The 20,536-nt window shown below is 65.3% G+C and carries 10 protein-coding genes and 1 pseudogene; 1 reads left to right on the top strand and 10 read right to left on the bottom strand.

Features of this window, described 5'->3' with window-relative positions:
* Positions 1-606 (bottom strand): annotated as a pseudogene (locus WBR68_RS16440) (ornithine cyclodeaminase); the annotation flags it as partial.
* Positions 607-730: 124 nt separating this feature from the next.
* Between WBR68_RS16440 and WBR68_RS16435 the strand changes: the two are divergent.
* Positions 731-1,156 (top strand): Lrp/AsnC family transcriptional regulator, encoded by a 426-nt coding sequence (locus WBR68_RS16435; RefSeq protein WP_050446844.1) that lies wholly within the window; start codon positions 731-733, stop codon positions 1,154-1,156.
* Positions 1,157-1,278: 122 nt separating this feature from the next.
* Here WBR68_RS16435 and WBR68_RS16430 read toward each other — a convergent pair whose 3' ends face one another.
* From WBR68_RS16430 to WBR68_RS16390, 9 genes are all read right to left on the bottom strand, one after another.
* A complete protein-coding gene (locus tag WBR68_RS16430) occupies positions 1,279-4,440 on the bottom strand; it encodes an Ig-like domain-containing protein (protein WP_230694755.1) in 3,162 nt (1,053 codons plus the stop codon).
* Positions 4,404-10,694 (bottom strand): DUF4347 domain-containing protein, encoded by a 6,291-nt coding sequence (locus WBR68_RS16425; RefSeq protein WP_230694754.1) that lies wholly within the window; start codon positions 10,692-10,694, stop codon positions 4,404-4,406. The genes WBR68_RS16430 and WBR68_RS16425 overlap by 37 nt, the downstream gene beginning before the upstream one ends.
* Before the next feature lie 97 nt (positions 10,695-10,791).
* A complete protein-coding gene (locus tag WBR68_RS16420) occupies positions 10,792-12,426 on the bottom strand; it encodes an HlyD family efflux transporter periplasmic adaptor subunit (protein ID WP_230694753.1) in 1,635 nt (544 codons plus the stop codon).
* A 536-nt stretch (positions 12,427-12,962) separates the two neighbouring features.
* Complete coding sequence (locus WBR68_RS16415; RefSeq protein WP_083447364.1) at positions 12,963-14,417, bottom strand: efflux RND transporter periplasmic adaptor subunit; 1,455 nt, start codon at positions 14,415-14,417, stop codon at positions 12,963-12,965.
* A gap of 12 nt (positions 14,418-14,429) precedes the next feature.
* Positions 14,430-15,458: an efflux RND transporter periplasmic adaptor subunit gene (locus WBR68_RS16410; protein WP_230694752.1), complete on the bottom strand. Its 1,029-nt coding sequence runs from the start codon at positions 15,456-15,458 to the stop codon at positions 14,430-14,432.
* Between the two features lie 21 nt (positions 15,459-15,479).
* Positions 15,480-17,081, bottom strand: a complete 1,602-nt coding sequence (locus tag WBR68_RS16405) for a TolC family protein (protein ID WP_230694751.1) — start codon at positions 17,079-17,081, stop codon at positions 15,480-15,482.
* A 403-nt stretch (positions 17,082-17,484) separates the two neighbouring features.
* Positions 17,485-18,999 carry an AMP-binding protein gene (locus WBR68_RS16400; protein WP_230694750.1) on the bottom strand — a complete coding sequence of 505 codons (1,515 nt, stop codon included), beginning with the start codon at positions 18,997-18,999 and terminating at the stop codon, positions 17,485-17,487.
* Between the two features lie 156 nt (positions 19,000-19,155).
* Positions 19,156-19,788 (bottom strand): DUF1109 domain-containing protein, encoded by a 633-nt coding sequence (locus tag WBR68_RS16395; protein ID WP_230694749.1) that lies wholly within the window; start codon positions 19,786-19,788, stop codon positions 19,156-19,158.
* The gene (locus WBR68_RS16390) at positions 19,788-20,357 is read right to left on the bottom strand and encodes a sigma-70 family RNA polymerase sigma factor (RefSeq protein ID WP_230694748.1); all 570 of its coding nucleotides are present in this window, start codon (positions 20,355-20,357) and stop codon (positions 19,788-19,790) included. The genes WBR68_RS16395 and WBR68_RS16390 overlap by 1 nt, the downstream gene beginning before the upstream one ends.
* Positions 20,358-20,536: the final 179 nt, after the last annotated feature.

The following is a 20,536-nucleotide window of genomic DNA, read 5'->3' as shown; positions in this document are numbered from 1 at the left end:
GACGGTGGTGACGATGTCCACGCCCTTGACGGCCTGGGCGGTACCGTCGAAGACCAGCACCGCTAAGGCCGGCGCGGCGACGGCCAGGTTCAATTGCAGCTTGCGGGTGGCGTCCGGGTCCACGTCGTACACGTGCAGCGTGTCGATGCCCAGCACATAGTGAAAAGCCAGCGCCTGGAACTCGGCCTGCGCGCCGTTGCCGATCAGGGCCATCGACCGAGAATCGGGTCGCGCCAACGCCCTTGCGGCCAGGGCGGAGGTGACGGCGGTGCGCAAGGCGGTGGTCAGCGTCAGTTCGCTGATCAGCAGCGGCTCGCCGGTGTTGACCTGGGCCAACGCGCCAAAAGCCATCACGGTGGACAGGCCGGCATGCGGATTATTGGGGTGGCCGTTGACGAACTTGAAGCTGTAGAGCTCGTGGTCGGCGGTGGGCATCAGTTCGATGACGCCGGTGGGGGAGTGACTGGCGACGCGCGCGCATTTGTCGAATTCCTGCCATCGCAAAAAATCGGCCAGTACGTAGTCGAGCAGTTCGGTAAACACCTTGCGCGGGCCTTGCAAGGCCATGATGTTGGCAACGTCCGATGTTGTGAGCAGTGTCGTCATTTTTTTCTCCCCAAGTGATGGAAAGGAAATTCTGGCTGATGCCCAAATCAATTCATAGTGACAATATTCCATACGAAACGCTAAGATTCTGGCATTCCGACAGCCATGATTAGCACTTTTCGCAATGGACACGCTAGACCAGAATCTGCTTGGACTGCTGCGCGCGAATGCCCGCCTGTCAATCGCCACCCTGGCCAAGAAACTGGACGTATCGCGCGGCACCATCGACAACCGCATCCGCAAGCTGGAAGAGCGGGGCATCATCGTTGGTTATACCGTGCGCCTGCGCCCCGAAGCAGAAACCGATGACATCGTGGCGTGGATAAGCATCGCCGTGGAAGGCCACGAAACCCGCAAGATCGTGAACCTGCTGATGGGCGAACCCGCCGTGGCCGGCCTGCATGACACGAACGGGCGCTGGGATCTGCTGGCGGAACTGCGTGTGCCCACCATCGATCAATTGTCTGAAGTGCTGGACCGGCTGCGCACCCTGAAGGGCATCTCGGCCACCGAGACCAGCATTCACCTGAAGACCTTCAAAGCCATCTGAGCCACCGGCCCGCCCACGCCGCTTGAGGCCCAGGCGGCAAGGCGGGCGGAAGTCGCCCCCCGCCCGCCCGGCGTTTGCCCTGGCCCTTGTTTTGCCCGGGCATTCCTGCCTGCATCAAGCGCTTAGTCCAGCAGGTCCATCAAGGCGATGTCCTCCACATCGTGCTGCCGCGCCGCTTGTTCCAACTGCACCGAGAACGGCGTGCCCGCCAGCCGCACGGGTGCGGCGGCCGCCGCGCCCGGCGTGCGGTCAGGCGCGGTCTGCGGACGCGGCAACGAGTCCCCCGGGGCGCGCTGCTCGCGCATCGTGCCCGACAGGAAGTCGATCGTGATCACCCGGTCGACGCCGGCATTCGGCCCTGACCTGGACGTCAGGCGCAGGCTGAGTGTTTCCACGCCAGCCGGCCGATTGATCAACACGACGCCACGCCCATCCGCCTGCACCCAGGCCGGCAATGCCGCGCCGTTGGCCAGCGTGATGCCCATGTCCGCCTTGCCGTCGCCCCCGTTGATGACGAAGAGCAACTGATCGCCGCGCCCCATCAAGTCCAGTTGCAAGCCGCCACCCAGCGGCAGCGTCGACAACACCGCCTGGCTGTCGCCCCATCCGCCGCCCAGGCCGGCGCCCAGCAACTGGTGCAAGCCGCCCCGCGCGCCCATATCGCCGCTGCCGTTCAGCGGCGAGATATCGTTGACGGCTTGCAGCACCGCGCCCAAGGCATCGAAGGTTCCCAGATGGTCCAGGCTGTTGACGCCATTGACCGCCCGCAACACGGCGCCGCCCGATTGCGGAAGGTCCGCTGTGCCGTTCAGCGATCCGAGCCGGTTCACGGCGTTAATCAACACCGAACTCACCTCGCTGGCCGACAAGCCGGCGTTGCCGCCTATGTTCGACTCGCCTGCCCCTGACTGCGGAACGAACAGGAAGTTTTCCTGCTCCACGAACAACGGCGTCGAATTGCGCAGCGTGAAGGTCGATTCCGTGAACCCGCCATTGCCGTCGCTGACGCGGTAACGCACCACCAGTTCGCCCGTGAAGCCCGTGGACGGGGTGAAGACGTAGCTGCCGTCGGGCCTGACCAACAACGTGCCTCCCCCCGGAATCGCCAGGGGCGAGCCGGCCGGCGTGCTGCCCGGCACGCCATCCACACTGACGTCGGTCACGCGCAAGGGGTCGCCATCGACGTCCGACGCGCCGGCCAGCAAGCCCCCATCCGCCGACACCTCCAGGCCGCCGCCGCCCAGCGGCAGGCTCACGGCCACCGCCGGTACGACCGGGCTGTCGTTCACCGCCGTCACGTTCACGGTAACGTTCGCCGTTTCGGTCACGCCACCCGAGGTGACGGTGTAGGTGAAGGTCGTGGTGCCGTTGTAGTTGGTCGAAGGCGCGAAGTCCAAGGTGCCATTGGCGCGCAGCGTCACCAGGCCGTTGGCGACCGCGACCGGCGTTCCCACCACCACCGCCGACCCATCGATAGCCGTGATGACGTGGCCGGCGTTCTCGAACGTGTTGTTGGCCTGCACCGCGATATTCACGGGTGTGTCTTCGTTGGTCGTCACCGTATCGTGGTCGATGTCCACGATTGCCCCGACGGTCACATTCACCACCGTTTGCACCAAGCCTCCGCTGCCATCGGTAATCGTCACCACAAAGCGGTCGTTGCCGTGGAAATCACCGATGGCCGTATAGACGTAGTCTCCGGTAGCGGCATTCAGCGTCACCGCGCCGTGGGCCGGCAAGGTGGTCACCGTGTACTGGAGCGGCTCGCCGTCTGAATCCAACGCCTCCACACGTCCAGCGACCGATGTGTCTTCCGTTGTCGGCACGCCGTACTCACCCGTGACGGGATTCAACACCTGGCCGCCAATCCTGACGTCCACCAAGATGGGTACATCGTTGATCGCAGTGACGTTGATCGTGGCCGTAGCGGTCTCGGTGACGCCACCGGACGTTACGGTATAGGTGAAGCTGGTTGAACCGTGGAAGTGCGAGCCCGGCAGGAAGTCCAGGGTGCCGTCCGCCGTCAGGGTGACCGACCCGTTGGCGACTGCCACCGGCGTACCCACCACGATGGCGTTGCCGTCGATGGTCGTGATGCTGCGCCCGGCGTTCTCGAAGCTGTCGTTGCCGAACACCGCGATGTTGACCGCTGTGTCTTCGTTGGTCGTGACCGTGTCGTTGGCAATGTCCACGACTGCCGCCACCGTGACGCTTACCGTCGACTGCGTCACGTTGCCTTGGCCGTCATCGATGCTGATGATGAAGCTGTCGGCACCGTAGTAGTCGCCCGTTGGCGTGTAGGTGTACGCGCCCGTTGCCGGATCAACCGTCACCATGCCGTGCATGGCCGCCGAAGATACGCTGTAGGCCAGCGTATCGCCGTCGCCATCCACCGCCGAGACCTGGCCATTGAAGACAGCGTCCTCGTTCAGGCTGATCACGTAGTTGCCCGTGGCGGGGTCAAACGTCTGACCGGGCACCGCCGGGTCCACCATCATCGGCACATCCGCCACGGCGGTCACTGTGACCGTCACGGTTGCCGTCTCGACCGCGCCGCCAGAGGTCACGGCGTAGGTGAAGCTGGTCGAACCGTTGTAGTTGGCCGTGGGCGCGAAGTCCAAGGTGCCATCGGCCTTCAACGTGACCGAACCGTTGGCGACCACGATTGGCGTACCGACCACGACTGCGTTGCCATCGATGGCCGTGATGACGAAGCCCGCGTTTTCGAACGTGTCGTTGCCAACCACCGCGATGTTGACCGTCGTGTCTTCATTGGTCGTGATCGTGTCGCTGGCGATGTCCACCACGGCGGCCACGGTCACCGTCACCGTCGACAAGCTGATGTTGCCCGTGCCGTCGTCCATGCTGATGATGAAGCTGTCGGCACCGTAGTAGTCCGCCGTGGGCGTGTACGTGTACGCGCCCGTTGCCGGATCAACCGTCACCATGCCATGCAGCGCCGAGGTGCTTACGCCATAAATCAAGGTGTCACCGTCGCCATCAACCGCCGAGACCTGGCCACTGAAGACAGCGTCCTCGTTCAGGCTGATCGCGTAGTTGCCCGTGGCAGGGTCAAAGGTTTGACCAGGTACTGCCGGGTCCACCGTCATCGGCGCATCCGCCACCGCCGTGACGGTCACCGTGACGGTTGCCGTCTCGACCGCACCGCCAGAGGTCACGGTGTACGTGAAGCTGGTCGGGCCGTTGAAGTCCGTAGTCGGCGTGAAGTCGATGGTGCCATCGGCCTTCAACGCGACCGATCCGTTGGCGACTGCAACCGGCATGCCCACCAGGATGGCAGTGCCGTCGATGGCCGTGATGCTGCGTCCAGAACGATGGACGCGCCCTGGCCGCTGGGCGGCAAGTAGCCGGCGGTGGTTTGCGCTTCAACGTTGTCGGTGATGCCGTCGTTGTCGCTGTCCAGATCCAGGCGGTCGACAATGCCGTCGGCGTCGGTATCACCGCTTTCGTTGATATCCAGGATGCCGTCGTTGTCGTCGTCGATGTCGGCCAGATTGGTCGCCCCATCGCCGTCGGAATCAAGCAGCGTGATGGTGGTGACCGCCACGTTGGACGCGGTGGGAAACGCCACCGACGTGGCCTGTACCGAGATGGTGCGCGTGGTGGCCGAAGTGGACGTCGTGGTGAACGTGACCAGGCCCAGCGCGGTCTGGTAATTGGCCAGCGTGGTGTTGCCCGTCAGTGTCAGCACGCCCGTGCCGCTGTTGTAGTTGGCCGTAATGCCGGGCACGGCGCCGCCCAGCGCCAGGACGTCAGCCGCCGTGGCGCCCGACAAGGTGATCGTCATCGAGCTCAGGTTTTGGTTCTCGGGATCGGTGACGGACACCAGGTTGCCAATGCTGATGGTGGTTTGATCGTAAGTCGTGCTGTGGTCGAAACCCGCCGTCGCCCCATTCAGATCCACGCGCGCCGCATCCTGCACCTGCGTCACGGTAATCATCACGTTGGCGGTCTCGGTCATCACGCCGGACGTCACGGTGTACGTGAAATTTACGGTGCCCGACGCCAGATTTCCAGGGTAATCGGCATTTGGCGTGAAGGTCAGCGTGCCGTCGACGTTCAACACCACCGACCCGTTCGCCACGCTGACGGCGGCCCCGCCCGCGGTGATCGCGGTGCCATTGATGGCCGAAATGAAACGGCCGCTGTTCTCGAAGGTATCGTTGCCCAGCACATCGATGTTCACCGCGGTGTCTTCGGCGCTGGTCAACGTGTTCGCCACGATATCGGCGATGGCATTGATGAGCAGACCGACCGACGCCGTCATGCTGGAGAAGGCGGTGTCTCCGCCGTTGACGCTGGCGTCGGCCGTTGCGCCATTCGCACCGCTGGTCTGATCCCAGGCGCGGATCGTCAGTGGGGCCGTGCCGTTGTAATCCGCGTTGGGGCGGAAGTACACGCGCGAATTGCTGCTGTTGATGAGCAGCAAGGCGCTGGTGTCGGACACCGCGCTCATCTGTGTCCAGTTCGTGCCGTTGTTGATCGAATACCACCACGTGCCATTGGTGGCGTCCGCGCCCACAATGGCGACGCCCGTCAGCGCACCGCTGTCCGCATCGGACGTCGAGCCGATGAAGTTGTTGACCGACGTACCGACCGCGCCGGTGGGTACGGGCGCGGGCACGCTGGCGTTCAAGTCTTCGTTGATGGTCGTCAGGTTGCGCGTGGCCACGTTGAGCACCGGCGCGTCATTGACGTTCGTGATGAAGACCTCGACGGAGTCACTGGCGCTTGAGAAGGCATTGGAAGTGCCGATAGTGACTTTGGTGCCCGCCGTGCCGGAACTCTGGTCCCACCCGCGCAACGACATCTCGATGGTCGCATCGCCCGTGAAGCCGGGATCCGGCACGTAGTAAATGCGCGCGTTCGGATCGTCGGGCAACAGCAAGGCGTTGCTGGTCGACACCGAGCCCATCGCGGTCCACGTGGCGCCGCCATCCAGCGTGTACCACCAGTCGCCGTGCGTGCCCGTGATGCTGATGATGGCAACACCCTTGAGTGCGCCCGCATCCGCATCGCTCAGGCCGGCCGTGAAGTGGGAAACCAGCACGCCCACGGCGCCAGTCGGCGTGGGCGCATCTTCCAGCCCGGTGTAGAGCAGGTCCAGCGAGGTATCCAGCACTGGCGCCGTGTTGGCGCGCATCAGGATGGTGTCTGTCGTGCCCGAGTATGCCGTCGCAGCGCCGTTCACCGTGGCGTCGCCCGTCCCGCCATTGGTGCCGCTGGTCTGGTCCCAGGCGCGGAACGTCAACGCGTCGGCCACGTTGCCCACCACGCCGGTATTCGGCCGGAAGTACAGGCGCGTTACGCCATCGGCCGCCAACAGGCGCGCCGTGGCCTCGGTCAACGTGGTGACCTGCGTCCAGTTGGCGCCATTGTTCAGCGAGTAGTACAGCGTGCCCGAACTGTTGATGGCCGTGACGGCCACGCCCTTGACCGCGCCCGTATCGGCGTCCGTGACGCCGCCCACCAGGTCCGATATCAGGATGCCCACCTGGTTGCTTGGCGCGCCGTTGGACGGCATGACCCCCACGACCGTCAAGCTGGTGTCCGCCAGCACCGGCGCGTCATTGACCGGCGTGATGGCAAGCGACAGGTCGCCGTTGGAACTGCCGCCGGGGGTGGTGATGGTGTAGCGCACCAAGGGCACCAGGCCGTCGTAGTTGGCGGCCGGTGCGAAGGTATAGGAGCCATCGGCGTTCAGCGTCAGGATGCCGGTGGGGATGCCGTTGCGCAGCAGCGTGGTCGCAGCTCCCACGGTGATCGCCGTGTCCGGCGTACCGTCGGCGTTGCTGTCGTAGCTGGCGGCGGTAAGACTGCCGTCGCGGTTGAAGGTGTCGTTGGCCAGCAGGCCTGCCGCCGCCGATACCGACAGCGGCGTGTCTTCCACGGCGGTGGCGGAATCCGCCAGCGCCACCGGCGGGGCCACGCCGACGAAGTTGTCGCGCCAGTCAAGGTCGGCGCTCAAGACCTGGGCATTGCTGCCGTCGGCCAAGATGTCGCCGTCGCTATCGCTCAGGGTGAAGCCGGTAACCGTGGCGCTCAGGCCGCTGCCACTGGTGATGACGTTGCCGTCCTGGACATCGAAGCCGTCGTTGACGGTGCCGTGTTCAAAGATGTCCAGCAGGCCATCCTGGTCGGTGTCGGTGGTGCTGGTGACGGACGTGGCTTGGCCGTCGCCGCGTTCGGCCACGTCTGCCGTGCCGTCGTTGTCGCTGTCGGCGTCGTAGACGTCGGTGGTGCCATCGGCGTCGGAATCCACTGGCGTCAGGCCCAGGCTGGCGGCCTCCGTGGTCCGGTTGACGCTGACGGTGTCGGCGTCATAGCGATCGTCCAGGCCGTCGTCATCCACATCCACCATGGCCATGCCCTGGCCGCTGGGCGGCTGGTAGCCGGCCGTGCTTTGCGCTTCAACATTGTCGGTGATGCCGTCGTTGTCGCTGTCCAGATCCAGGCGGTCGACCAGGCCGTCGCCGTCGCGGTCCTGCGCGGCGGTCAGCGAACTGACCTTGTAGACGCGCACATCGTCCAGGCCCAGATACGCACCGTCACCGCCATTGGGTCGGCCAATGGAAAACACGACCACGGGCGCTGTCGACGTGGCGGTGAAGGTGATGCCCCCGGTGGACCAGGTCTTGAAGTTGTTGCCGTTGTAGGTCAGGGTATCGGCGTTGTACGACACGCCGTCCACGGTGACGATGAAGTACGCCTCCATGCCCGGGATGGTCTCGCCGTTGACGCCGCCGAAGATCTCCTGGAACGAGATGTGCACCACGTCGCCCACCTGGATGCCCGCGGACGCGGGGATGATCACTTGCGCGGCCTCTTCCACGAAGCCGCTGTAGATCGCCATGAAGACCTGCCCCTCCGCCGCGCCGGGCACGCCATTCATGGCGCCCGCCCACTGGCCCGAACCCGCCAGCGAGAACGTGCCCTTCCAGGTGTCTGGCGTGGCCGCAGCGTCCGTGAAGCCGGTGCCGTCGATGCTGAAGTTCAGGCTTTCATTCTCGGTGTGCGCGACTCCCAACGCGCCTTCCATCGAACCGTCGATCAGAGACGGCGTGGTGGCCAGGGACTCCACACTGTCCAGGATGCCGTCGTTGTCGTCGTCCAGATCGGCCGTGTTGGCTACGCCGTCCCCATCGGTGTCGATGGGCGTGATGGTGCTTACCGCCACATTGGACGCGGTGGGCGCGAGGGCCGACGTGGCCTGTACCGAAATGGTGCGCGCGGCGGTGGAGCCGGACGTGGTGCTGAAATTGACCAAGCCGAGTGCGGTCTGGTAGTTGGCCAGCGTGGTGTTGCCGCTGAGCGTCAGCACGCCTGTGCCGCTGTTGTAGCTGGCCGTGATGCCGGTGACGGTGCCGCCCAACGTCAGCAGGTCGCCCGCCATGGCGCCCGACAAGCTGATCGTCATCGATGCCAAGTTGTTGTTCTCGGGGTCGGTGACGGACACCTGGCGGCCGATGGCGGCGGTGCCTTCGTCGAGGGTGTTGCTGTAGCCGGTGCCCAGGGCCAAACCGTCAAGATCAATGCGCGGGGCGTCCTGCACCTGCGTCACGGTAACCGTGACGTTGGCGGTCTCGGAGACACCGGCCGAGGTTGCCGTGTAGGTGAAGACGGTGTTGGCGGACGCGGCCGCGCCCGGGAAGTCCAGCCCCGGGGTGAAGGTGATGGTGCCGTCGGCGTTCAACACGACCGAGCCATTGGCGACGCTGACGGCCGGGCCGCCCACGGTGATCGCGGTGCCGTTGATGGCCGTGACCGCGCGCCCGCTGTTCTCGAAGGTGTCGTTGGCCAGCACGTTGATGATCACCGTCGTCTCTTCGGCGGTGGTGGAGGTGTTGGCCACGATGTCCACGATGGGATTGACGATGATGTTGACGGCGCCCGTGGCGCTGGAATAGGCCGTGGTGCCGCCGTTGACGCTGGCGTCCGCCGTGCCGCCGTTCGTGCCACTGGTCTGGTCCCAGGCGCGGATGGTCAGGCTGGCCGTGCCGTTGTAGTCGGCGTTGGGGCGGAAGTAGACGTGCGAGTCACCACTGTTGACGAGCAACAGCGCGTTGCTGTCGGACAAGGTGCCCATCTCTGCCCAGGTGGTTCCGTTGTTGATCGAATACCACCACATGCCATTGGCCGTGTCCGCGCCCACGATGGCGACGCCGGTCAACGATCCGCTGTCGATGTCGGAGACCGACTCGATGAAATTGTTGACCGACGTGCCCACCCCGCCGGTGGGTGCGGGCGCGGGCACGCTGGCGTTCAAGTCTTCGTTGATGGTCGACAGGTTGCGGGTGTCGACGTTGAGCACCGGCGCGTCATTGACCGCCGTGACCGTTACCGCGACCGTGTCCGACGCGATCGATACCGCGCCGGTAATCGTGGTGGGATTGACCTTGGTGCCGGCCGTGCCGGCGCTCTGGTCCCAACCGCGCAGCGTCAGCGCATTGCCCGCGCTGCCGTTGAAGTTGGTGTTGGACTGAAAGTAGATGCGCGAATCCGGCGTGTCGGACAACAACAGCGCGCTGGTGCCGCTGACGGTGCCCACCGCGGTCCAGTTGGTGCCGCCGTCCAACGTGTACCACCACGTGCCGTTGGTGGCATTCGCGGCGGTCAGCGCAATGCCCTTGAGCGCACCCGGATCAACGTCGCTCAGGCCTGCCGTATACGCTGAAATCGTTGTCCCCACCGCGCCAACCGGCGCGGGCGCGTCTTCGACGCCGGTGTAGCTCAGATTCAACAGCGTGTTCAGCACAGGCGGCGCCAGCGCATAGTTCCAATCCTGGGCCGAGACGGCCACGGCCTCGACGGATCCGCTCTGGCGTTCCAGCGTCCAGTCGCCACCCAGCGCCAACGCGCCGGTGGTGTCCGTGGACGCGGCCACGTCGGCGCCGGTGATCACGGCCAGCGTGTGCACCGCCGCTTCGCCGGCCTCGCCCTGGCCGAAGTCGCAGCCATAAAGCAGCACGTCGGCGTCGGCGCTCAGGGCCGACCCGATCTGCATCAGCTCGTCGCGATATTCGCCTTGCATGGATTCCAGCGTCAAGGTGGCCGTGCCCAGTTGCAGCATGCCCGCTTCGCCGTGGCTCAGGATGTGGATGGCGTCCACATCCTGGCGGCCATTGAGTGTGTCGGCAATGAAGCGCAGGCCGTCCACCCCTGGCTCGATGTAGTGCAGCTCGGCCCCGGGCGGCAGCGACTGCGCCAGCGCATCCGCTTCCTCAACGGTGCGGTCGATGAAATAGACCTCGCTGCGCGGCTCCGTCGGTTCACCGGCGGCCGCCTTGTGCTGCTCCACGGCGCCCAAGGCGGCGATCAGCTCGGCATGCGCCTGGGTCTCGGCCGCGGGCGGCGCGTCGGGTACCGCCTGCGCCACGTCCTGCGCAGTCTGGGCCATGGCGGCATCCAGCAAGACGCGGGGTTCAAGGGCCTGGAGGAAGAGGCGCGAGCTCAGCGTGCGAGGGCCGAGGGCTTGCGGGGTCTTCTTGCCGAAACGCGAAGCGGAATTGTTTTTCACTGCACACCTCTCACAGAGATCGCTTGGACGCTGCCGGTGGCAACGCCCCAATACTCATGCAACACGCTTACGGCGCGTCGTTCATGTTTCTTCGTGCTCATGCGCCGGCCTCGCGCAACAGCACGCTTGCAACGCGCCGCACCAGGCGGCTGGCCAAGCTGATCGGTTCACCACGTATCTGCATTTCGCCGCGCAGTTCGGTCAAGGGCAGGGTGTGGCGGGACAAGTCGGTTACGTCGCCGGCCACTTCGAACACGGCCTGTTCGGCGCGCAGCCGGCCTTCGAACTGGCGCGCCGGCACGTCGCCGCCATGCGCGGACGTCAGCACCCAGTTGTCCAATGTGTCGTTGGCTGCCGCGCCCACGCGCGAGACCTGGATGGCGCGCGCGGGCATCAGGCGCTGCTCGTCCACGAACTCGCCCGCGTCGCCTTCACGGATGCGGTGCAAGTCGTCCGCATCGATGTAGCCGCGCGCCTCCAGGCTGTCGGGCGCGGCAATCAGGGCCAGGCGCGTCTTCTCGTCCACCCAGCGTCCGGGCGACAGTTCCAGCGCCAGCTCGACCACCACGCCGTCGATGGGCGCGCGCACCGCCAGGCGGGCACGCTCGCGTTCCAACCCCGCAATGCGGTCGCGCTCCAACTGGACTTCGCGCGTCAGCGTCAGCGATTCGGACAGATCCTTGCGGTCGGCGCTGCGACGGTCCAGCCGTTCGTTCAGCAGCCGTTCACGCTCGCGCGCGGCGTCCAACTGTTGTTCGATCTCTGACGCGCTCAGCGCCATCAGGATCTGTCCGGCACGCACGGTCTCGCCCTGGCGCACGCGCACGGCTTCCAGGCGCGCGGGGCGCGGCGCAAACGCCGGCGCCTGCTCCGTTGCGGTCAGCACGGCGGGGATGCGCACGGTGTAGGGCAAGGGCACCAGCAACACGGCCGCGAGTATCGCCACGACCATCATCGTCACGAACGCCTGCCGCCCCACTTCGTGGCGGCGGCGTACCCACACTTTCATTTCGCGCCAGATCGGCAGCGCGATGAACCAGCCGATCTCGACCACGAACAGGAAGATGCCCAGGATCTTGAAGAAGTAGTGATAGATCAGCAGGGCGATGGCCAGGAACAGGAAGAAGCGATAGATCCAGGTGGCGTAGGCAAAGACGATGAACAAGGTGCGCGTCGAGCCGTAGGTGGGCTCGGGCTGCTCGTCGCCGTAGCCGAAGAGCCGCTCGCGCATCCACCAGCGCGCCATCGCAAATGATCGGTCTTGCAGGCTGGGTATGCCGATCAGGTCGCTGAAGAGGTAGTAGCCGTCAAAGCGCATCAGCGGGTTGAGGTTGACCGCCAGGCTAAGCACCCAGCTGGTGGTGGCCAGCGCGAAGGCCACGTTGCGCCAGGCGCCGTCGGGCAGGAACACCCAGGCCAGCGTCGCCAGCACCGCCACCAGCAGTTCCACCGCCATGCCGGCGCTGTCGATCAGGACGCGCTGGCGCCGGGGCAAGCGCCAGGCGTCGGTCGTGTCGGTGTAGAGGATGGGCGTCATCACCACGAACGCCACGCCCATGGTGGTAACGCGCGATCCCAGCCGCACGGCGGTATAGCCGTGGCCCAGTTCGTGCAAGGTCTTCACCAGGACCAGGCTGAGGCCGAAGGCGATCAGGCCCGTGGCCGAGATCATGTCGGGGAAGGTGCTCAGGAACGTGTCCCATTGGCGCGACACCAGGTACAGGCTCAACACGCCCAGCAACCCAGCCAGGATCCAGAAAGAGGCGCGAGAAGAACGGTGTCACCCACGGCAAGGTGCGCCGCAGAAAGACATCAGGGCGCGCCAGCGGCACCTTGAAGAACAGATAGCCGTGCAGCAGGCGTGTCGCCAACGATCGCTTTTGCGCCGCCCGTTGCTGGCGCAGGCGCGCATAGGTTTCGCCCGGGGCGGGCGCCAGCAGGTCATGGCGTTGCAGGAATTCGATCAGGCCCAGGATCTTCTGCTCGTCGGGCGTGCGGCCGCTGCTTCGCGCCACCGCCAACCGCAGCGCGCCCACCGTGCCCTGGTGCCATTGGGCCAGCATGCCGACCGTATCCTGGTCGATGGCGAAGAAGCGGTGCGCGGCCGGGTCATGAATACGCCAGTTGCCGCTCCATTCGCCCGCGCGCGCGCCGCCTTGATCCGGGATCAGGCGCAGGTCCTGACGCAGGGGCGGCAGGATGCGCGCGTCCAGGCTGACATCACTGGCATCGGGGTCGTCGCCAAGCAGGGCGGTGGCGTCCATGGCGTCAGACTCCCGTCCATTGACGCAACGCCGTTATCGGCCGCCGCAACAGGTAATAGAACAAGGACACCGGCTCGCCATAGACCCGTGCCGTGCCGCGCAGGCCCAGGCGTTCGGGTGGGGCCGTGGGGTCGTTGACGCGCGCCAGCACGGTGTAGCTGGACACGCCGGCCGCATCGGCTTCGGCGCGGTACGCCACGCGCACGATCTTCGCGTCCAGCGGGTCCAGTGGAGCCGCATCCAGGAACACGCGCACCGACGCGCCCTCCTGCAAGTTGACCGAGTCGGCCACCGGCACCTTCAGTTGATATTGCACCCGACCGGGGTCGGCCACGCGCATGATGGCTTCACCCACGGCCACCGGTCGGCCCAGCCAGTCGCGCGGGTCGCCATACAGCGCCACGCCATCCTGCGGCGCGCGCAGCACCGCCTTGGCCAACATGGCGCGCGCATAGTCGCGTTCCGCCGTCGCCACCGATTCCTCGCTTTGCGCCACGGCCAGCTCACGCTTGGCGGTGGGGTCGGACACGGCGGCCTGTTGCAGCCGGAACACCTTGGCGCGGGCCACTTCACCCCGTTGGATGGCGACCTCGTAGTCGCTACGCAATTGCGTATCCACCAACTGCACCAGCGGCGTGCCCGCCGCAACCTGCGCACCCGGCGGCACCAGAATGCGTTCCACGACGGCGGGCAGCGCCGCCGTCACCACAAAGGGATCCTGCGGCGTGACCTCTACCGGCGCCAAGGTCGTGAGCGGCACATGGACGAAGGCGAGCGCCGCCGCCAATACCGCCAGCCCCCCAACCAGCTTGGGACGATGGCGACGTAAGCCGGCCACGGGGCGCGCACGGCCCGCGATGGCGGACAGGCCGTGGGCATAGGCGCCGCCCAAGCGGCCCGCCAGGCGCAGATGCGCTTCTTCCCAGGGTTGGTCGCGCGCCAGCAACCAGCCGGCGCGAGGCGCCTGCCCCACATCGGCCAAAGGCACCCACAGCAACGAGGTCAGCACGGCGTCCGCCGAGCAAGGATCCGTGGGATCCGCATAGGCGTGCGCATCGAAGGTGCGCAGCGCGCGCGGATCGGGCGCATCCGCGCCAGGCCGGCACAGGGCCGTCACCATGTTCTCGTACCAGCGCACCAGCGGCGCATCGCGGTTCACGCTTGCCAGGCCCGAAATGGCCGCCACGCGCCAGCGGCCGCCGGGCGTGCCGTCAAACACCAGCGCCTGGCCAAAGGGCAGCAGCGCGATGGGTTCATTGGCCAGGTGCTGCCACAAGGCCTCGCGCGTGGCGCAGCGGCGCAACTCGCCTTCCAGGCGGATCAGCTGCGCGCCCGTGCTGTTCTGCGGGTCGGCCTGCGACACCGACGGCGCATTCGCGGCGGGCCGGGGCCGCGCGGGCTCGCCTGACGCCACGGGGGCAGCCGGCCCACTACGGGAACTCGCCACATGAAGGGCCATGGAAGCCTCTCCTTAGCGGGCACTGCCGTTGCGGGAAGGCGGCGCGCCGACGCGCACCGATCCGCCGGGCACGGCCTGGCTTGTCGCCGCGGGGATGGGCGTGATCGCAAGCGGCAGGCCTTCACTGCCCGGCGGCACGTGGTAGACGGCCTGCACGGGCAGCTTGCTGGCGGAGCCCGGCCCGGGGCGAGCACCCGCGCCCGCTGCAGGTCCCGGTCCAACTCCATGTCCAGGCCCGGGTGTCGACGCCATCGGGGTGCCCGGCGCGGCCGTGGCGCCTTCCAAGGTGGCGCGTCCGCTCATGCCGGGCAGCACGCTCGCGGGCGCCCCCTCCACGCGCGCCACCACCTTGATGGTCTGGCTGACGGCGTCCACCGCCGCCGACACGCGCGTCACCTTTGCCGGCAACACGTCGCCGGTCTCATCAACAATGAAGTCCAGGTCCGAACCTTCCTTCAGCCACACCAGCCATTTGGACGGCACGACCATATGCAGTTCCATCGGGCCATCGCTCACGATGGAGATCAGCTTTTCATTGGCCGGCGGCGTTTCATCCAGCCGCGCCAGCGTTTCCACCACGCTGCCCGCATACGGCGCCACGACCTTGCAGTCGACCATGCGCTGCTGAATGACATCGGCCTGCGCCTGGCGCTCCTGGTGCTTGAAGCGCGCGATGTCGGCGTCGGCGCGGCCGGTGGCCGCCATGCGCAGCAATTCGGATTGCACTTTCGCGTTGCGCGCTTCCACCGCCGCGCCCGCGCGCGCGGCGCGCAACTCGGCCTCCAGGCGACGGCAATCGAAACTGACCAGCACGTCGCCCTGCTTGAACCGTTCGCCTTCGCGCAGCGGCATGCTGAGGATCTTTTCAGAGATCGATGACGACAGCGAGGCCTCGGCGCTGGCGCGCAGCACTCCGCGCGCCGAACCGCTGCCAACGTCGGGCTCGGCGGCCCAGGCCGTGGCGCAAGCCAGCAACAAGGGCGTCAACCAGACACGGCGGGCCCTGCCCGCCAAGGGCGCAAGACTTCTTTGCTTATTCATGATGGATCCCGCCTAAAGGGGTTAGCGTGTCGGTGCAACGACCGCCACGCGGGCTTCCTGCTCGTTGATGGCGAAGTTGTCGCGCGCTGTCCACATGTCGCGCAGCTTGCCCGCCAGCGTGGGCACCGCGTCAGACGTGCTCATGTTTGTGTCAACAGGGTCGATACCGAGCGAGGCGAACACGTTGGCGTAGGCGTTTTGAAGATCCGCCAGCGCCAGGTCATAACGCACCCGCGCGACCAAGGTATTCATCTGCTCGCGGATCAAGGATTGCCGGCTGAGTTTTTCCGCCTTGAAGCCCGAATCGATCTGGCCTTCGATGCGCGCCTGCACGTCGTAGAAGCGTCGCGCCGTGTCCAGCTCGTCCTGGCGCAGTGCGTAACGCGCGCGGCTCACTTCCACCTGCGTCGCCACCGCGGTGGTCAGCGCCAGTTGCCGCTGGTCCAGCAGATCTCCTTCCGCCTTGATCTGCGCTTTCTCGGCGGGCAGGCGGAAGATGTTCAGCAGATTCCAACTGGCCACCGCGCCCCAGCCGATCCAGTTGCTGTTGTAGAGCAGGTCGTTGGTGCTGGCGTTCACGCCGCCAAAGAGCTTCAGGCTGGGCAGCGAACGCAGCAAGGCGGCGGTGTCTTCCTGATCGTTGACGCGCAATTGATACGCCACTTCACGCAGCTCGGGCCGGTTCTCGATCGCCACTTGCAGCCAGGCGGCCGAGTCATCGGCGATGCCGGGCAACACCAGCGACCGCTTGCTTTCCATGGGTGGCGGCATCGCAATGGTGTATTGCGTATTGGGCGGCAGATTCATCAAGGCGGCCAGTTGCTGCTTGGCCACGCCGAGTTCCCTGCCCAGCGCCTGCACGTCGCGCCGAATACCCAGCATTTCGCGCTGGTAGCTCAAGGGAGCCAGCGGCGCGGTCAGGCCCAGCCGGTCTTGCTCGGCGGCCAGGTCCAGCGCGGTCTGCGTGGCCGTTTCCAATTCGCGGATCTTGCCCAGCAGACGTTCCGCGCTGACGGCGCGCCAGTAGGCGGTGCGCACGTCTTCAATCAAGCGGTTCATGACCTTGCGCTTGCGCTCTTCGGCCATGTTGACCCGATCGGCCGCTTGTTTGGCGCGCACATACGACAGGCCGAAGTCCAGCACGTCCCAGCTCAGTTGCAGATTGCTTTGCAGCACGTTCTTTTCAGACGAGGTGGACGGTTCAAGCGAGGTCCGCCCGGTCAGCAAGGACTGGCTCGCGCCGCCCGAATAATTGTCGCGCCCGGAGTAGTCAAGCGACGCGACAAACTTCGGCAGCATGTCGTAGTGCTTCAGGTCCAGCTCACGCTGCGCCAGGGCCACGCCCATCATCTCGACGCGCACGTCCAGGTTGTATTTGATGGCGCGCGCCATCGCTTCATACAGGTCCACCGCGCCCAGGATGGGTTCTTGGTTGGCGGTGGAACGCGCGATCAGATCGATGGCGCGATCGCGGTTTTCGGCGGCTTCGAATTGCTTGGGCTGCACCGAGCAGCCGGCCAGCAATACCGCCGCCATGGAAGCGGCCAGGGCGTGCAAGCTGGCCTTCTTTTCTATCTTGGGCCGGCGCGTGCCGCCGATGCAGAGGCTTACGATGGTGCTCATGTTCTTTACCCTTGTCGCGCACGCTCGCGTGCGTCCCTGACTGAATCCGCCTGCGCCGCCACGACGTGGCCGCCGCACCCAATCGCCTGGTTGAACTACCCAAACCCTGAAGGTCATTCGTATGGAGTCAGCTCGAAAGACTCGTTCAAATGGCCCATAGCTGTAAGTACGACCGCGCGGATCATCCAGTTACGGCGTCAATAGTTAAGAACGGTAAATTAAGGAAATGAGTTTAGGGATATCGACACAAGTGTTCGCGAGTTCGCGATTGGACGCTGTTTGAAATCGCGCGTGCGAACGCCAGCCGCGCCACGCCTGCGCAACAGTCTTGCGAAGGGTCGGGCAATTGCATCAAGGGGAAATGGCAACGCGCGTGGTGGCACGCGCGCGACCGGCGATGCCGTCACATGCCGGCTCGCGCTACTTCGTGACGGGCGTCTTCGGCGATGGCCTCGTTGAACTCATGATCATGCAGACGCAGGATCATCGTGCGGCGAGGCCGACCACGCGAGGTCGCCAAGCCTGACACGAATGAGAACGGCGCCTTCGCGCGGGTCCAGCGCACCACATGCGAACGCGCATCCAATCGCGCATTGCAGCGATCGACGGCGGCCTGTATTTCGTCGTCGGACAGGGTTGGCCCGATGGGCCACAGCACCGCGCAGCATCCGACGCGTGGCTTGACGAACACGGCGGCCTGCATGAACAGCGCGGTATCCATCAAGGCGCGTTCGGCATTAGCCTGCGCGGGACCGATGCGCGACGTGGCGACGATGGCGGGGCCCGCGCGATCCAGCAGGTACACGTGGCCGTCGTCGTCAATCTCTCCGTGCTTGTCGGTGGCCAGCCATTCACCAACAAAGGGCGGTTCGTCGACATAGCCCAGGAACCCCGAACCCTTGACTTCAAGTTCGCCACTTTCGGACGCGCGCACCTGCAAGTGCGGCAGGGCTTTGCCCGCCGAGCCCGCGTGGCGCATGCCGTCGATGTGCATCGTCACCACCGACGCCGCTTGCGCCACCGCGAAGGTCGGCACGACAGGCAGGCCGGCCGCCTCGAACAGCCGGCGCATGCCGAGTTCGTTCGCCGCGCCATCGATCAACGCACAGCGCAGCGTCACTGGCGCACGCGCGCGCCGGTCCTGTAGAAAGAGCGCGTAATCGACCAGGGCCTGTGGCGTGGCCAGAAAGCTCTGCGCGCCATGGTGTTCAAGTTCTTCATGCAAGGCCAAGGGGTCCACGCCCATCGCGTCCAGCCCAAGATGGCTGCCCGGCAGGGCCACGCAGGTTGCGCCCGAGATCAAGCTTGCATAGACCCCAATCACACACTCTTGCAGCGTTGCCAAGGGGCGGGTCATCAAATGCCGTTTGATTCCTCGATCAGTCAAGGCAGCCGCTACCGCAGCCGCCGTTGACAGCAGCGCGGTCGCGCCCAGGCAGATGCCCTTGCCCATGTCGTCGGTGTCGGTGTTGAACACGATCTTCGCGGTGCCTGGCGGCAGTTCGCGTGGCGGCACCGGGGCGTGCCGCACAAACAGGCCATCGCCGCCGGACAGCGTGACCGACTGCCGCAGCCCCAAGCGGACTAGCCTTGCGGTCATGGCGGCCGGCGCAATCACCGTGTCCACGCCGCAGCGTTCCAGGGCGCGTATCAACAAACTGTCCGTGGCAAGCGGTGGCAGCGGAACATGCGCCACGTTCGCCATCAAGGCCGCCACGTCATCGACGATGGCCCATGGCGCATTGTCTTGCAGGGTCAACAACACCCGAACCGACAATTTTTCGTACCAGGCCGCGCGTTCTTTCACTGCGGCGCAGAACGCGCTGTAGGTCAGCGATGCGCGCGCCCCGATCGATGCGGGCCGATACGTGCTTGCCGCATGCTGAGTCAACACATTGAAGAATTCTTGGGTATTCATGGCTGGCCCGTGTGCGTCGGCATGTCTTCTTATTCGACGCGGCACGCCGTTTCGTTACCGAGCCCGCTGAAAACAAAACGGACCCGACAGGGTCCGTGAAGATATGCGTGCATTCATCCTTGAGCGCGTGCGCCAGGCTGCGCGCACCACACGTGTCTACCAGCGCAGCACTTTCGGTCCAAGCAGCATGCCAAGCAAAGCGCTCAAGGCGATGCCCAGCGTATACCAGACCGCCACGAACAAGAATGATTCCTCGGGGCATATGACCGCGTAGCCCAAGGCTCCCTGCGCCCCCGCGAAGATGCCGGCGGCAAAGCCGGCCAGGCGCAAGCGCGTGGGCGCCAAGGTGCGCAAGGCCCATAGCGCCGCCGCCAATGCGGGCAAGGAAAACGCCAGGATCAACAATGAGCAGACTTGCCACGTCTGCCCCAGGAACAACGGGGAAACCTGATCAGAGGGCGCAGCCACCCAGGTCGACACACCGAAGCCGGCCATCACCAGCACCACCAGCGCCAAGGCCCACAGCGGCTTGGCAATGCGCGATATCGGCCGGGCCAATTGCGTGACCATGAACCAGCCGCAGGCAAGAATCGACAAGGCGTACGCCACCTTGTACCAACGGACCACCCACAAAATAGCGGGGGATGCGTTGCCGTTCGCCATCATTCCTATACCCAGGCTGGCGGCCAGCCCGGCAAGCAAGGCGGTACGAAACTTCAAAGACACATTGAACGCTGGCGCGGGCCCGGCGTCGGTGGCCAGAAAATCGATGAAGTCCTTGGTTTTCACTATATGACCACCTTGACGAGTAAGCTCAATCGCTTTAGCCCGCGGTGCACCTGAACCCGAATGGCGCCCTCTGTCATTCCGATTCGTGCCGCCGCTTCCGCCACGCTCAATCCTTCCAGTTTCGTCAGCTCGATGGCGCGTCGCTGCGCCTCGGGCAACAAGCTCAGCAAGCGGGCAAGATCCACGTGAGACATCGGTTCTATTGCCTCGCCAGCCAGCAGCAATTCATCTACGTCATCAATAGAATCGTTAAGGGCACCATAGCGTCTATTGCGGCGCCAGAAGTCAATCAGCTTGTGACGAGAGATTGCATATACCCATGCCGACAACGGCTGTGCCGGGTCGTAGCTGGCGCGCTGCAAATGCAGCGCCAACAAGCATTCCTGCACCAAGTCTTCCACATCATCCTGCCAGCCCGCCATGCGTCTGCGCAAATAGGCTCGCAATAAACGTGCGATGCGGCCCAGCACATCGCGATACGCTGCTTCGTCTCCGGCCTGAGCTTGTAGCCAAAGCGCTCTAAGTTCGGATTCCACAGTCCCTAAGCGGGCGGAGAATTCTCTTGGCATGTCGTTCGCCATTTTGGTCAACGGGCCAGTCGCACGAGCGTGCGGCTAGTCTGAGCCATGCTGCGGAGTATACGCGCGGCAAACAGATGGATACACAAATGATTCGGCGGCCTATTACCGATCATTGCTTGCGATGCGATGTTCGCAGAATTCGCCTTAATTCAAATGCAAATTAACGT

The organism is Achromobacter sp. JD-1 (genome assembly GCF_038594925.1).
Lineage (GTDB): Bacteria > Pseudomonadota > Gammaproteobacteria > Burkholderiales > Burkholderiaceae_B > Achromobacter > Achromobacter spanius_C.
Note: the sequence above shows the minus strand (reverse complement) of the source record. Positions and strands in the feature narration are given on the sequence as shown.

Coding starts and splice junctions, on each gene's coding strand:
- WBR68_RS16435 (WP_050446844.1), top strand. CDS start 731: ATGGACACGCTAGACCAGAATCTGCTTGGACTGCTGCGCGCGAATGCC.
- WBR68_RS16430 (WP_230694755.1), bottom strand. CDS start 4,440: ATGCCGGTTGCAGTCGCCAACGGATCGGTCGCGTTGAAGGCCGATGGC.
- WBR68_RS16415 (WP_083447364.1), bottom strand. CDS start 14,417: ATGGCCCTTCATGTGGCGAGTTCCCGTAGTGGGCCGGCTGCCCCCGTG.
- WBR68_RS16410 (WP_230694752.1), bottom strand. CDS start 15,458: ATGAATAAGCAAAGAAGTCTTGCGCCCTTGGCGGGCAGGGCCCGCCGT.
- WBR68_RS16405 (WP_230694751.1), bottom strand. CDS start 17,081: ATGAGCACCATCGTAAGCCTCTGCATCGGCGGCACGCGCCGGCCCAAG.
- WBR68_RS16400 (WP_230694750.1), bottom strand. CDS start 18,999: ATGAATACCCAAGAATTCTTCAATGTGTTGACTCAGCATGCGGCAAGC.
- WBR68_RS16390 (WP_230694748.1), bottom strand. CDS start 20,357: ATGCCAAGAGAATTCTCCGCCCGCTTAGGGACTGTGGAATCCGAACTT.